The sequence below is a fragment of the Microbulbifer sp. SAOS-129_SWC genome, assembly GCF_039696035.1.
In the GTDB taxonomy this organism is placed as follows: Bacteria; Pseudomonadota; Gammaproteobacteria; order Pseudomonadales; family Cellvibrionaceae; genus Microbulbifer.
The window spans coordinates 4,010,882-4,025,768 of sequence record NZ_CP155567.1 but is presented as its reverse complement, the minus strand read 5'-3'; the positions used below and the strand labels follow the sequence as shown (position 1 = coordinate 4,025,768).

Annotated in this window: 8 protein-coding genes; 4 read left to right on the top strand and 4 right to left on the bottom strand. The window is 56.0% G+C overall.

Annotation, left to right across the window (positions count from 1 at the left end):
* Nucleotides 1-293: 293 nt before the first annotated feature.
* Nucleotides 294-1,028, bottom strand: a complete 735-nt coding sequence (locus ABDK11_RS17035; protein ID WP_346837721.1) for a 4'-phosphopantetheinyl transferase superfamily protein — start codon at nucleotides 1,026-1,028, stop codon at nucleotides 294-296.
* 1,176 nt (nucleotides 1,029-2,204) lie between these two features.
* On the opposite strand from ABDK11_RS17035, the gene ABDK11_RS17030 reads away from it, so the two are divergent.
* Nucleotides 2,205-3,320 carry a serine hydrolase domain-containing protein gene (locus ABDK11_RS17030; RefSeq protein WP_346837720.1) on the top strand — a complete coding sequence of 372 codons (1,116 nt, stop codon included), beginning with the start codon at nucleotides 2,205-2,207 and terminating at the stop codon, nucleotides 3,318-3,320.
* Between the two features lie 291 nt (nucleotides 3,321-3,611).
* Here ABDK11_RS17030 and ABDK11_RS17025 read toward each other — a convergent pair whose 3' ends face one another.
* Nucleotides 3,612-5,045 (bottom strand): aldehyde dehydrogenase family protein, encoded by a 1,434-nt coding sequence (locus ABDK11_RS17025; RefSeq protein WP_346837719.1) that lies wholly within the window; start codon nucleotides 5,043-5,045, stop codon nucleotides 3,612-3,614.
* Between the two features lie 552 nt (nucleotides 5,046-5,597).
* Between ABDK11_RS17025 and ABDK11_RS17020 the strand changes: the two genes are divergently transcribed.
* Nucleotides 5,598-6,548 carry an AraC family transcriptional regulator gene (locus ABDK11_RS17020; RefSeq protein ID WP_346837718.1) on the top strand — a complete coding sequence of 317 codons (951 nt, stop codon included), beginning with the start codon at nucleotides 5,598-5,600 and terminating at the stop codon, nucleotides 6,546-6,548.
* A 293-nt stretch (nucleotides 6,549-6,841) separates the two neighbouring features.
* Here ABDK11_RS17020 and ABDK11_RS17015 read toward each other — a convergent pair whose 3' ends face one another.
* Nucleotides 6,842-8,353, bottom strand: a complete 1,512-nt coding sequence (locus tag ABDK11_RS17015; RefSeq protein ID WP_346837717.1) for a CoA-acylating methylmalonate-semialdehyde dehydrogenase — start codon at nucleotides 8,351-8,353, stop codon at nucleotides 6,842-6,844.
* 229 nt (nucleotides 8,354-8,582) lie between these two features.
* Nucleotides 8,583-9,155, bottom strand: a complete 573-nt coding sequence (locus tag ABDK11_RS17010) for a GNAT family N-acetyltransferase (protein WP_346837716.1) — start codon at nucleotides 9,153-9,155, stop codon at nucleotides 8,583-8,585.
* A 432-nt stretch (nucleotides 9,156-9,587) separates the two neighbouring features.
* On the opposite strand from ABDK11_RS17010, the gene ABDK11_RS17005 reads away from it, so the two are divergent.
* Nucleotides 9,588-10,934: a DEAD/DEAH box helicase gene (locus ABDK11_RS17005; protein ID WP_346837715.1), complete on the top strand. Its 1,347-nt coding sequence runs from the start codon at nucleotides 9,588-9,590 to the stop codon at nucleotides 10,932-10,934.
* Between the two features lie 596 nt (nucleotides 10,935-11,530).
* Nucleotides 11,531-14,827, top strand: a complete 3,297-nt coding sequence (locus ABDK11_RS17000) for a TIM-barrel domain-containing protein (protein ID WP_346837714.1) — start codon at nucleotides 11,531-11,533, stop codon at nucleotides 14,825-14,827.
* Nucleotides 14,828-14,887 lie beyond the last annotated feature (60 nt).

The following is a 14,887-nucleotide window of genomic DNA, read 5'->3' as shown; positions in this document are numbered from 1 at the left end:
TGATTAAGATATTTATATCATTTTAATCAGGTGGGGCAAGATACCGCCTTTGCAGCTAGGGTTTTATCCTCACATAGCGCTATGACGGCAGCATCCATATCGAAAGTGGATTGGGTCATGGGTCATTTATTTTTTTGATAATAGTAAATAAATGACACAGTATTTTGAATGCTGCCAGATTGTGTGGGGCAGGGGCTCCGGAGCCCGTTATAAACTCTGGATCCTGATCTAATTTTAATGTTGCCAAGTTTTCCGCAGTCTGTTGTATTATGGCTGGGGGGGGAGTTTATGAGTTAGATGTTGGTGTCCGTTAAAGCCGGCATAATCACCACCGTGAAAACCTTGTTGTTATCAAGTTCGAATAGCCCTTCAAAACGAATGCCTACAGGCAAAGCTGGAGTGAGTTCCTGCACCAGCTTCAGCGTAAACTTACCAGTTTGAAAATTTATTGCTGTCGTTTGCGCAACATCGAAACCAAAATAATATCCTACTTCAGGATACAGTGCTTTAAAAAGACTTTCCTTGGCGGAAAAAATAAGTGTAAGTACAGATGGGTTTGGCGTGCTATATGACTCTACAAGCTTATGCTCAGGTTCAAGAAGTATACTGTTAACAATATCCTTGGCGGATTTTTCATTGAGTATATTCTCAATATCTATGCCGATTCCTTTTAAATTGTTTTGTTTTGCCACGGCGCAAATTGCAAATTCTCTACAATGGCTAATTGATCCAACAAAAGAATCCGGCCATAATGGCATTCGATTATCTCCTATTCCCACTGAAGTGCTGTTCGCTCCCAGGGACGTTAATGCTTTTCGTGCCAAGTATCTTCCAGCTACAAACTCTGATTTACGTTTAGGCACTGCTCGACCAAGAGATTCATGAAGGTTTTCTCCGAGAAGTTGCCTTACCCTCAAGTCCGAATATCCATCTTCATAAAATTCACATTGATAACAGATTCCGGGAAAACCTGGGATTTTCTTTTCAGATAGATCCTTAATGTAAGGGTTAAGTGAACAACTCAACATGCTGCCGCCTACTTTTATATTTTCAATATATCTAAAGAGTTTAATATACCAGCTGAATTTCAGTTATGCAGCTAATGTGGTGCTTGTACAATTTGGGGCCGCTGAAGTTTGAGCGCTTCAATATTTTTCTTTTGTGGAATTTTGTCGTATAACCGTCGTTGTATTGATGTGGCTTATTGGTGCAGGAATTTTAATTATTCAATACACCCTACAAAATTCTAAAAAATGTACCTGACAGTATTTTCCAGAAATTCTTTATTCTGGATCACGGCAACCAATGGCCGATCCGGCGGGTTTGTTGCCAGCTGGAAGTACATCACAGCGAATTCTATGTGTGGCGCGACCGTCCCCTGTCGGAGCGAGCCCGGGAGGAAAACGGGCTGATCAAGCAGTTCTGGCTGGACTCCGGCGCCGTGTACGGCTACCGAAAGATCTTCAGGGACCTCCGGAAGCGTGGTTGAAATTGCGGTCATAATCGAGTTGACCGATTGATGAAGCTGGCAGTGATCATGACACAATTAGTCGGCAGCAGACCGAGGCATAAATTCTGACGCCGAGATGCGGTCACCCCAAATCGGTTGCAGAGCGAATTTAACGCCGACTCACCGAACGATGCGTGAGTGAAAGATATCACCTACATCTGTACCCGTATATCTAGCCGTCGTGGTCGACTCGATCTCAAGGCGAGTAATCGGTTGGTCGATGCCGTCACAAATGGCAAAGCAACTGGTCCGGGACGCGCTCCTGGTGGCGGTATGGAATCGGAACCCAAAATCAAAGGTCACAGTGCGCTCAGATCAAGGCAGTCAGCATATAAGTCAGGACTGGCAGGCCCTCATAAAAGCCGGTGGGGTTGGAAGGCAGTGTTAGTTGTCGAGAAAAATGCCGCGATAACGCTGTGGAGGAACGCTTTTTCCAGCTGCTGAAGCGGGAGCGAATCAAGCGGAAAATCTACCTGACTCGGATGTAGTCCGCAGAGACATCTTTGGCTACATAGAAATGTTGTATAAAACTCGTCGGCGACATGATTTTAATGATCAAATGTGGCTAGTCAGTCGGTCTATGTCGTTGAGGCGCCGGCAGGTCTGAATTCGGCTCACTATTGATATTAATCGACAGCTGTGGAGTCTTTAATAATCGGCCAATAACAATTTTTCCTCGAGAGGAAATAATCCTGTGAAAAATCTTATTTTATTTTCGCTTCTAATAGCGGCGTCATCAAGCTTTTCCGCTGAGCCGCATGCTGCGCATGACAATTCGAAACCTTATGATATCGCTGCTTTTGTGCAAAAGCTCGATGTGATCCGGAAAAAAGCGCATATTCCGGGGCTTTCAGTTGCAGTGGTGAAAGACCAGTCGATCGTTCTCGCGACGGGTCTGGGCTACGCTAATGCTGAAAAAGCCATTCCAGCCACAGCGGAGACTCCTTACGACATCGCGTCAGTTGCCAAACCACTATCGGCTGTTGTCGCACTTCATCTCGTCGAGACAGGTAAAATCGACCTGGATCGGCCGCTTGTCGAATACAGCGAGTGGGGAGAGTTCTGTACCGGCTTCAGCCGGCAGCCCACGACCCTCGCCAAAGGACTTCTGTGCGATTCCCCAAATCATACGCTTAGAAATTTATTGTCCCACACGGCCATCGGGGTGCCCGGTTCACACTTTTCCTACAACCCGGTGCTGTTTTCCTGGGCTTCGCGCCCGATCATGTCAGTTACCGATACATCCTTTTCTGCGCTGGTAAAGCAGTATGTATTCACTCCCGCTGATATGGAAATGTCAGCGCGAAAATACCGGGACTTACCGCTTCGTGCAGATCTTGCCCGGGAGCAGGCGCAGCCGTACCAGGTGTCGGATTCTGGGGCCATATCGCGCGCGGGCGAGCGTCCACCGCAAGGCGACGGTGCAGCCGGAGGTGTCGTTTCCACGGCCCTCGATCTCGCCAAATTCGATATTGCGCTCGATCGGGGGCAGCTGATCTCGGAGGCATCGCGGAAAAAAATGATGACGCCGACACGGTTAAACAATGGCGAGGCGGCGCCCTATGGTTTGGGCTGGTTTATCCAGAAATACAAGGGGCATACGCTGGTCTGGCACTCGGGATGGTGGGATGACGCCTATTCGGCGCTGTATCTCAAGGTTCCGGATATGAATGTCAGTTTTATCGTCTTGGCCAACAGCGAGGGCGTCTGGTGGGATAATCCTCCCGAGCGGGCGGAAGTCGAGCGCTCGCAGTTCGCCCAGGCTTTCCTTTCGGCATTCGTCACTTCTTCCAGCAAAACCCTGCTGTAGTTTTACAGGCTTTATTTAAGCTGAATGCTCATGTTCGGGTGTTCGGGTGTTCGGGTGTTCGGGTGTTCGGGTGTTCGGCGTGTTCGATATCGCTATCGAATCAGCGAGCGGTGATAGTCTTGGTTTCCGTGTAGAAGCACACCGCCTGCAATATCCGGCCTCGCGCTCAACCACAGACTCAGTGGCACGTAAATCGAGTGCGTAAGTGTTCGATTTGTCGTGGAGGGTTTGCGGACTTGTGCCGCAAACCTGGGTTGAGAAAGGCCGGGCAAAGCCTTTTTCAAAAATCTGTTAGGCCCGCTTGGGAAAAATTGCCTGCGGTTCAAGATAGGAGGAAAGTCCATAGGTCCCGAACTCGCGGCCTATGCCTGATTGCTTGAAGCCACCCGCAGGCGCTCCGGCCTCGTCGAACATATCGAAAACTTGATTGACCATGACTACGCCAGCCTCAATGCGATCGGCTATCTTGCGACCGCGTTCTGGATCGCCACAGCTAATCCATGCCTGTAAGCCGTAGATGGAATCATTTGCGATCCTTATCGCATCTTCCTCGGTCTTGTAGGTTATGACGGATAAGACTGGCCCAAATATCTCTTCCTGTGCGATCGTCATGTCGTTGCGGACATTAACGAAAATCGTTGGCTGGACGAAGTTGCCCGCTTCGAAGCCCCTGGGTTGCCCTTCGCCGCCGGTAAGGATTTCCGCCCCTTCTTCAATACCCATGTGGATGTAGCCTTGCACACGGTTGTACTGCTTCTCGGTGACGAGCGGGCCGAGTAGGGTATCGTCTTTAGTTGGATCGCCGACTTTCCAAGTGGGTACGGCCTTCAGCAATGCTTCCTTCACAGTCTCCAGTTTTTGTTCTGGAACCAAAATGCGCGAGCCGGCAATACAGGCTTGCCCGTTATTCATGAAACCCGTTGTGAGGGCGAACGCAACAGCCTTGTCGATGTCCGCATCGTCAAGAAGGATGTGTGCCGATTTTCCTCCAAGTTCGAGTGTGACGCGCTTTATAGTCTCGGCAGCGTTGCGCATGATGGATTTGCCCACGGCAGTTGACCCAGTAAAGGATATTTTGGCAACGTCAGGATTTAGCGTGAGTTCGTTGCCGACAACTTCGCCGCGGCCATGAACGAGATTGATAACACCGGGCGGTAATCCCGCAGCATCAAAACATTCCGCGAGAAGCTGAATCTGCAGTGCGCTCAGTTCGCTGGGCTTGATGACAACGGTGCATCCCGCAGCAAGGGCTGGTGCAACCTTGTTGCACACCATGAAAATGGCCGAGTTCCACGGAGTGATAAGCCCCGCAACACCTACGGGCTTTAATGTAACGTCCGCCTGGCCAACAGCTTTGTGGAATGCGATTTCGTCCAGAGTCTTCTTCATGTTGAGGAAGACTTTTGCGGCTCCATTGATGGAAAATTTGGAGTGTCGCGATACACCACCGTATTCTTCAGTCCTGATTTTAATATGCTCGGCTTCGCGGGATTGAATCGCGTCGTGCAATTTCTGCAGATAGTGCTTGCGCTCATCCAGCGATGTTCTGGACCAGGTTTTCAGGGCCCTTTTTGCGGCGTCGACAGCATCGCGTGCATCTCGCTCATCGCCGAGGGTAACGCGGCCGATAGTGGTGCGATTGGTCGGGTTCACTATGTCGAGCATTTCGGTTCCGTGGGAATCTACGAAGCGCCCATTGATGTAATGCTGGTTGATGACTCTCATGAAGACCCCCTTATTTAATGTGTTGGCAGACTGTTGGTCCGGCCATGGAAGGCGCGAAGCGCAAATCGAGCACGTAAGTAGTGATTTGCCGTGGAGGGTTTGCGAATCTGTGCTGCAAACCCGAGTTGAAAAAAGCCAAGGAAAACCTTTTTCAACAACTTGTTAGACCTAAAGGCGCTGTCGATCCGGGCCGGAGCAGCCGACAGTGACGCCGGCGACTTCTCCCGATAGATTGATCGCCCTGATGACATCAGTAGCCGTCGACACGGAACTGAAGCCGGACCCTAGAGGAGGTTGTAGAGTGGACATCGCAAATTCTAGTCAGCGGGAAATTCTTCCTACACTGTATCCCCGCTGATCTGGACTGAGAATAATCAAAAGTCCGATTTACTTGCGCGTGAGTACGAACCTTCCGAATATCTCGGCCGGCGGCCTCGCCGTGGCCGGTTGCCAGCGCATCGCAGATCGACGGAATGACGAAAGGCTGATAAAAATTAGTCTTTTGCACTATTGATACATAAAATTGCTATTTTCTTGCGCTATATTGCCGTTATGAATAGCGATCCCTTCTCTGATGTCCTCAAATACACGGATGCCACACCTGTTGTAACGGGCGGTTTCAGCGCCGGGGGGACCTGGGCGATCCGCTTTCCTCAACCGGACAAGATCAAATTTTTTGCGCTGTTGAAGGGCGATTGTTGGCTCGCCATAGACGGAGAGGACCGGGCTGTACGAGTGGAAACCGGCGACGTTTTACTCCTATCGACGCCACGCACTTTTGTTCTTGCCAGTGATCTGTCTGCTGTACCGGTCGACGCAACGACCCTGTTCGCGGGCAATATCACCAAGACTGCAACTCTGGGGGATGGAGCCGATTGCATTCAGATCGGCGGGCACGTTCGGCTGGATCCCGTTAGCGGCTCGCTGCTCTCGGACATGCTTCCCCCCCTGATCCATGTGCGCGCAGCGTCACCACAAGCGACGGTCTTGCATTGGCTGATTGACCAACTCGTGCGTGAGCGCGAGGCCGAACTACCCGGCGCCAAGCTTTCATCAGCGAATCTAGCTCAGCTTATATTTGTCCAGATCCTGCGGACGCATCTGGAGACCTCCGATACCCTGGCAGCGGGATGGCTCCGCGCGGTGGGTGACAAGCGTCTCGCGCCTGCACTCCGGTTGATGCATGGCGAGCCCCATCGTCATTGGCACCTCGAAGAGCTGGCTAAGTCCTGTGCCATGTCGAGGACGACCTTCGCTCACTACTTCAAGCGTGTCGCTGGTGACGCGCCCCTGACCTACCTGACGAATTGGCGAATGCGCTTGGCCGAACGTGCACTGCGCGATGACAATGTTCCGATCTCTACCCTTGCTCTATCACTCGGTTACACATCCGAAAGCGCGTTTAGCAATGCCTTCAAACGGATCGTTGGTAACTCACCAAAACGTTACCGGACTCAGGTGAAAGCCAGCGAAAAAACATCGCGCGATTTTACTGACGATTAGCGCCCAGGCATCAGTGCCGGGGCCTGGTCACGCCGCGGGGGCTGTTACGCCACTCAGGCGTTGCTGTGCGCACGTCTCGCTATCGCACGTCGGGCTTTAAATGGAAGCCCGTACTTTGGAGCGGGTACAAACCTTTTCACCTTGCCACACTAGAGGCGCATAACGTCAATTGCCTGGGGCTACGGCGAGGCCTAAACAAACACTGTAGGGGCCGTTAGCTGAGTACTTGACCGCACATCTTGAATCTCTCTGCAATTCTGTTTTCGAAATCTACGTTCAACAGGGCTGACAGTTCACTTCAGCTGAATAGTCATATTCGGGTGCTCCGCGTGTTCGATATCGCTATCAAACCAGCGCGCGATTACCGTCTTGGTTTCGGTATAGAAACGCACCGCCTGCTTGCCGTAGGCGTGCTGGTCGCCGTAGAAGGAGGCGCGCCAGCCGGTGAAACTGAAAAAGGGCAGCGGCACCGGAATCGGCACGTTGATACCTACCTGGCCGACTAATATGTCGTGCTGGTATTTGCGCGCGGCGGCGCCGCTGGCGGTAAAAATGGAGGTACCATTGCCATAGGGGCAGTCGTTGACCAGGCGAATGGCGTCGTCGAGGGTGTCGGCATTGACCAGGCACAGCACCGGACCGAAGATTTCATCGGTGTAGATAGACATGTCCGGAGTCACGTCGGCGAACAGCGTCGGTCCCACCCAGTGGCCGTTGGGGTAGCCGTCGACGCTGGCACCGGTCCCGTCCAGCAGGCAGCGTGCGCCTTCCTCCTTGCCCTTCTTGATATAGCCCAGTACCCGCTCGCGTGCGGCGGCGGAGATCAGCGGGCCGTAGCCGGCGTCCGGGTCTTTCCAGTGGCCGGGCTTGACCCCGGCCATGGCGTCGCGGATTTCCGGGATCCACTGTTGCGCCTCGCCCACCAGCACGGCCACCGAGATGGCCATGCAGCGCTGGCCGGCAGCACCCACCGAGGAACCGACGATATTGTTGATCGCGGCGGGTTTGTTGGCGTCGGGCATGACCACCATATGGTTCTTGGCGCCGGCAAATGCCTGCACCCGCTTCAGGTTGTCCGTGCCGGTGCGGTAGATATGGCGACCGACGGGCACCGAGCCGACAAAGGAGACTGCCTTGATACCCGGGTGCTCGAGCAGGAAATCCACCTGCTCGCGGCCACCGTGGACCACCTGCAGCAGTCCTTTGGGGGCGCCGGCTTCGGCAAACAGTTCGGCCAGTTTGCACGGTGTAACCGGGTCCTGCTCGGAGGGCTTGAGCACGAAGGTATTGCCGCAGGCAATGGCCATCGGAAACATCCACAGGGGAATCATCGCCGGAAAATTGAATGGGGTGATGCCTGCGCAGACCCCGATGGGTTGCAGGTAGGAGTAACAGTCGATTGTGGAAGCGACATTCTCCACCGTCTCTCCCATCATCAGCGCAGCGATATTGGCTGCCTGCTCTACCACTTCGATACCCCGCCACACATCGCCTTTGGCGTCGTCGAAGGTCTTGCCGGTTTCCTCGCAGAGGATTGTTGCCAGCTCCTCCTGGTGTTCCTTGAGCAGTTGCTGGTAACGCAGCATCAGCCGGGCACGCTCGGGCACGGGGGTATCCTTCCAGCTCTGGAAAGCCTCCGCGGCGGATGCCACCGCCTGCTCCATTTCGTCTGCGGTGGTATAGGGCGCGCGCGTCAGTACCGCTCCGGTAGCGGGGTTGGTTACGTCGAGCCAGTCGTTACTCTGGGATTGGATCCAGTTGCCGTGCAGGTACAGGGGGAGTTTGGCGGGAATCGTTTTATCCATGTTGTTCACCTTGCCGATCTGTCTCGGGACAGTGTACGCCCGGATATGCCGTCGATGCTTTTGCTGCGGTGAAGTTGGCGTGAAATTGCCCTTCCCGTGCGGCCGTCGATGAGGTGGCGCCTTCTGGCCGCAGGAATAAAGACAAAAGCGGGCGGCTGCGGAGGTGGAGCGCCGACTTATTCTGGTCGCAGTCGAACAGCGGCTCCGCCAGGAATTGGGTGCGTCGCAGCTAAGCCGCAGCGCGCGCGCCGGGACCGGGGCTGTGTAAGTCGAGGGTGTAGGTCAACAGCGTATAGTCGCGCGGATCGGCCTTGCACACGAAGCCCATGGTGCGGGCAAAATTTTTCACCTTGCTGTTGTCGGCGGACTCAATCGAATACATGGTGTCGCAGCCGCGGTCGCGGGCGGAGTGAATAAGGTGCTGCAGTAGAATCTTGCCGAGCCCGTGGTGCTGCCATTCATCACTGACCACCACCGCGCATTCGCAGCCGTGGCCGTCGTCGTCCAGTGCATAGTGTGCTATGCCCACGGCCTGCGGCGGGTCACTGTTTTCGTCGATGGCAATAAAGGCCTCATGGTGCTGGTGGTCGTTGTCGGTCAGCAGCTCGATCAGCTTTTCACTGGCCTTGCCGCTACCGCCAATAAAACGGTCGCGCCGGGATTCGGGTGACAATCCCTCGATCAGACTTTTCTCCAGCGCGCCGTCTTCCCGGCACACCGGGCGCACGCGCACGGTCTGGCCGTTGCTCAGGTTGACGGTCTCCTGAGCCAGGTGCGTGTCGTATTGATTGCTGGCAGACACTTTAGCTTCCTCCCCACTGCCGTGGTCGTTCTACGACTCTGCCGCTCGACAGAAATTTTCCGCAGAGTCTGGACGGCCGGGAAACCTGGCGCAGGTACCCGGTGTTGATTCAAGGCTACTGTGGCCGCCGGGGGAATCCAATACGGCGAAATTGATCTATGCGGTCAGCGGGAGTGTGGTATAGTGCCGCCGTTGGTTTACCCAACTGCGTCATCTGTAGGCCGGCGCGCCGCCGGCACCCCTCCCGGAATTTTTCCCAAATTCTTACCGGATCCCACTACTGAATGCCGCAATCGGCCGCGCCCTGCGCGCGCAGCCAAGACGACGGCAGGCGATTCGAACTTTCGCCCGTACCGAATTATTTTTGCGCCGCGATCGCGTGAGCGCCCGTTTCGCAGTGCGCCTTTGAGCGCATGCTGAGGTTATTATTCTATGTTGTTTGAAGATCTGGGCCTGGCCCAGGAACTGTCCCGCGCCGTGGCCGAACAGGGCTACAGCCAACCCACGCCGATCCAGGCCCAGGCCATTCCGGCAGTGATGAAAGGCGGCGACATCATGGCTGCCGCGCAGACCGGTACCGGCAAAACCGCGGGTTTCACCCTGCCGCTGCTGCACCGGCTGGCCAAAGGCGATCCCGCGCGCAACAACCAGGTGCGGGCGTTGGTGTTGACCCCCACGCGTGAACTGGCGGCGCAGGTATTCGACAATGTGCAGGGCTACAGCAAATACCTGAAGCTGCGCCACTCGGTGGTGTTCGGCGGAGTAAAGATCAACCCGCAGATGATGCGTCTGCGCGGCGGTGCCGACATCCTCGTCGCCACCCCCGGCCGCCTGCTGGACCTGTACAACCAGCGCGCCATCCGTTTTGACAACCTGGAAGTGCTGGTACTGGACGAAGCCGACCGTATGCTGGATATGGGCTTCATCCACGACATCAAGCGTATTCTCAAAGTGCTGCCGGCCAAGCGCCAGAATCTGCTGTTCTCGGCAACTTTTTCCGGTGAGATCCGTGGCCTGGCCAAAGGCCTGCTGGACAACCCCACCGAAATCGACGTGAGCCCGCGCAACACCACCACCGAATCCGTGCGCCAGAAGCTGCACCCGGTGGACAAGGCGCGCAAGCAGAAGCTGCTGAGCCACCTGATTCTGGAAAACAACTGGCACCAGGCGCTGGTGTTCAGCCGCACCAAGCACGGTGCCAACCGTCTGGTGAAACAGCTGGAGGCGGACGATATCCGCGCGGCGGCGATTCACGGTAACAAGAGCCAGAATGCGCGTACCAAGGCACTGGCAGACTTCAAGGCCGGCAAGGTACAGATCCTGGTGGCCACCGATATTGCCGCGCGCGGTATTGATATCGACCAGCTGCCGCAGGTGGTCAACTTCGATCTGCCCAATGTCCCGGAAGACTATGTGCATCGTATCGGCCGCACCGGCCGCGCCGGCGCGCGCGGACAGGCGGTGTCACTGGTCAGCGCGGATGAAGCCAAGCAGCTGCAGGATATCGAGCGACTGATCAAGAAGCCGATTCCGCGCGAGGAAGTGGAAGGCTTCGAGCCCAATCACGTGGTGCCCGAGTCCAAGGCGCCTTCCGGCCAGCGTCGCAGTGGCGGTGGCGGTGGTGGCCGCGGGCAGAACCGCGGTAATGGCGGCAATGGCGGCAATGGCGGTGGCGCCCGCTCTGCGGCCGGTCGCGACCAGAACCGTGGGCGCGGCGGCGATGACAGCCAGCGCCCACGGCGTCGCCGCCGTCCGGCGCGCAACACCGAAACCGCGTGAAAGCAACGCCCTGAACGCGGTCTCTGACCACGGCGGGGCCAGCGTTGCCCTCGAGAAAGCGAGCCTCACCCGGCTCGCTTTTTTTTATGCCGGAAGGCGGCGGTCAGCGCCGCCGAGCCGGGCGATGTGGTGCACTCGCGGGCCAGACCTGGCACCGCTCCCGCCGGAAGGCCTGGGAACATCCGGTCAAGATCAGTCGCTTCTCCCGTAATTATACCTTTCGTTTTCTTTCAAAATTACTATTTTGAGTGGTTTTGTCGATTTTATTGTTTTATATTGAAGGTCTGCTGTTTCATTTGCTTTTGAAGTGCTCGCGGAGATTGTTTTCGGCAGGTGATTTCCCTGGCCCTGATTTACCGCCTGATGGCGGCCAGTTCTCGCGAGAGGACTTGGGTCCGGCGTGCACTCTGGCCGGGTCTGGGGCCCGCTAGGCGCACCGGCGGGAGATTGAGGTCTCCCAAGAATCCCGTTTGCGAAAGCGGGGACGGCTGCAGTCCGGGATTGAGTGCCGGCTGGGGGGCTTTTGAGGCGGCGGATGTGCAAGCCGAGATGGCGTAATAAATACCGATAAACCATCCATCCAACTGGAAGCAATCATGCGAAATTCTGTAATCGCGGGTCTGGTCACTATCTTGCTGGGGCTGAGCTCCGGGGCCTGGGCGGAAGCCCTGGGCACCCTGAAGTCCATCGACAGTGACAAGCAGGGCGTAGCAATCACCACGGACGACAGGGCGCAGGTCAAAATCGAAGTCGTAAAAAACGATGTCATCCGCATTCTCGCTGCCCGCGATAAGGCGCTGTTTGCTGACGGCGACAAGAAGACCAGCATTGTGCTCGGTCAGAAGCGCCCGGCGGTCCCATTCAGCCTGCAGGACAATGGGGATTACCGCCTGCTGCGAACGGATGCGGTGGCCCTGCGGATCTATACCAAACCACTGAAATTTGCCGCCTACAAGCCGGATAACAAGACACTGATCTGGCGGGAGCTGAAGCCCATCGACCTGTCTGCCGAGGGCAGCTACCAGACTTTGAGTAGCGGTAAAGACGAGCAATTCTTTGGCGGGGGCCTGCAAAACGGCCAGTACGCGTTTAAAGGCAAAGTGCTGGAGATTTCCTACTCCGGCGGCTGGGAAGAGGGCGACCGTCCCAGTCCCGCACCCTTCTATATGAGTACGGCCGGCTACGGCGTACTGCGCAATACCTGGAGCAATGGCAGCTACGATTTCCGCTCCGAGGGCTATATCACTACCCGCCACACGGAAAACCGCTTCGACGGTTACTTTTTCTTTGGCGATACGATCAAGAAAGTCCTGGCCGAATACACGGCGCTGACTGGCCGTGCCCCGCTGCTGCCGCGCTGGGCGTTCGAATACGGCGATGCCGACTGTTACAACGACGGCGACAATGTCAAAAAGCCCGGCACCGTGCCGGAAGGCTGGAGCGATGGCCCCACCGGCAAGACGCCGGACGTGATCGAATCCGTCGCGGCCAAGTATCGTAAATACGATATGCCCGGCGGCTGGATCCTGCCCAATGACGGCTATGGTTGCGGCTACAGCGATCTGCCCAAGGTCGTAAAGGGGCTGGCAAAATACGGTTTTAAAACCGGCCTGTGGACCGAAAACGGCGTGAAGAAAATCGCCTGGGAAGTGGGTACTGCCGGCACCCGCGCGCAGAAGCTGGATGTCGCCTGGACCGGTAAAGGCTACCAGTTTGCCATGGATGCCAATGCACAGGCGGCGTCGGGTATCCTCGACAATTCCGATAGCCGCCCCTTTATCTGGACGGTGATGGGCTGGGCCGGTATCCAGCGCTATGCGGTGGCCTGGACTGGCGACCAGTCCGGCAGTTGGGATTATATCCGCTGGCATGTGCCGACCCTGATCGGCGCCGGCCTGTCCGGCATGAATTACGCCACCGGCGACGTGGACGGTATCTTCGGCGGCAGTCCGGAAACCTTCACCCGGGATTTGCAGTGGAAATCCTTCACCCCGGTGCTGATGGGCATGTCGGGCTGGTCGAAGAAGGAAAGGAAGCACCCCTGGTGGTTTGAAGAGCCCTATCGCGGCATCAACCGCGATTACCTGAAGCTGAAGATGCGCCTGATGCCGTATATGTATACCTATGCGTGGCAGGCTGAACAGACAGGTGCGCCGATCATCCGCGGCCTGATGTGGGATCACCCCGAAGACCCCAATACCTATACCGAGAAATACGAGTACCAGTTCTTCCTGGGCAAGGATTTCCTGGTGGCGCCGGTGTATCGCAGCCAGGTTGCCTCCAAGGGTTGGCGTCAGGGCATTCACCTGCCGCAGGGTACCTGGATTGATTACTGGGATGGTCGCGTCAGCCAGGTTAATTCCAAGGCCGGTATGGAGCTGAATTATCCCGTCACCCTGGAAAAAACGCCGGTAATGGTGCGCGGCGGGGCGATTATCCCGATGTACCCGGCAGCGCTGTATGACGGCCAGGTGCCCAAGGACGAGCTGACCCTGGATCTGTATCCGCTGGGCGATTCGCACTTCACCCTGTACGAAGACGACGGCAATACCCGTGCGTATAAGAAGGGCAGTTACAGCCTGCAGGACTTCACCATGTCGGCGCCACAAAAAGGCGCGGGCGATGTGCGCGTGCAGATCGCGCCGGTCAAGGGCGATTACAACGGCCGTGAGAAAGCCCGGGTTTACCGCCTGCAGGTCCACACCCGCGTCAAGCCGAAAGGTGTGACCCTGAACAACCGGGCCCTGCCGCAACTGGCGAACAAGGCCGGGTTTGACGCCGCAGCGGAAGGCTGGTGGTTCGATCCCAAGACCCAGTACGGTGTGGTCTACGTCAAAACCCGAAAAGTGCCGGTAGAGCAGAGCTATACATTCGCCTTGCAGATTGATCCAAAACTTACCCTGGCCGCAACCAAACCCTATCCGAAAATGCCGAAGCGGGGCAACGATATCTCCAGCGATAGCTTTATCGTTCTGAATCGCCCGGCGGAAGAAAAAGGCTTCCCGCTGGAAAACGCCTTCGATGGCAAACCGGGCACCTGGTTCAGGAGCGTCAGGGATCAGTCCGTCAAGACCGGGGCCATCGAGTTCAGCCTGGCCTTCAACGAACGACGCCTGATTACCGGTTTCGAAATCCAGCCGCGCAACGACAAGTACTGGCGTTACGGTCAGGTGCGGGATTACGAGATCTATATGGCCGACAGCAATGGCAACTGGGGTAAAGCCCTGCGCACCGGCACGCTGGAAGCGAAAAAGGGCATGCAGAAAGTGACGTTTGCTCCCATTGTCGGCCGTATGCTGCGCTTGCGGATCACGTCGACGCAGGATCAGAACGACGCAGCCGGCAATGATCCGATGGTTCTGGCCAGCCAGAACAACAAGGATTTCGCACCGCCTTACAATGCCATCGAGCCGGTGGTGGTAAACCCGGTCACCATTGCCGAATTCAAGCTGCTGGGTGCCAAGGAGGGAGAGCACAAGCAGAATGTCTACCTTGCCGATCTGCCGACGGCCAGCAAGTCTGCCAATGTGGCAGTGTTGAATGCCGCCAATAAGGACAAAGTGGTAATGCGTGTGAACGGCCTGCAATTCCAGTCCGGCTTGCAGGTGAAGGGTGACAGCCGCGTTGACTTCAATCTGCCAGCGGGTGCTTCTCTGTTCCGCGCCGACATCGGTATCGACGACAGCTGCCGCGACACTGCGGCCATGGGTTTCCAGATTTACGGCGATGGCCGCCTGCTATACAGCAGCGGCAAGGTCAAGGCGCCGGCGTTCCAGAAGCCGGAGATCGATGTCCGCACTCTGAAGTCATTGAGTCTGCGCACCTCCGGCGACAGCAACAGCTGCGGTAACTGGGCCAATGCGCTGGTTGTTACCAGAAGCGCAGAGAAATAAAGAGAGAAATAAAAACAGGACCAACTGAAAAGGGGGAGCATTGGCTCCCCCTTTTTTATT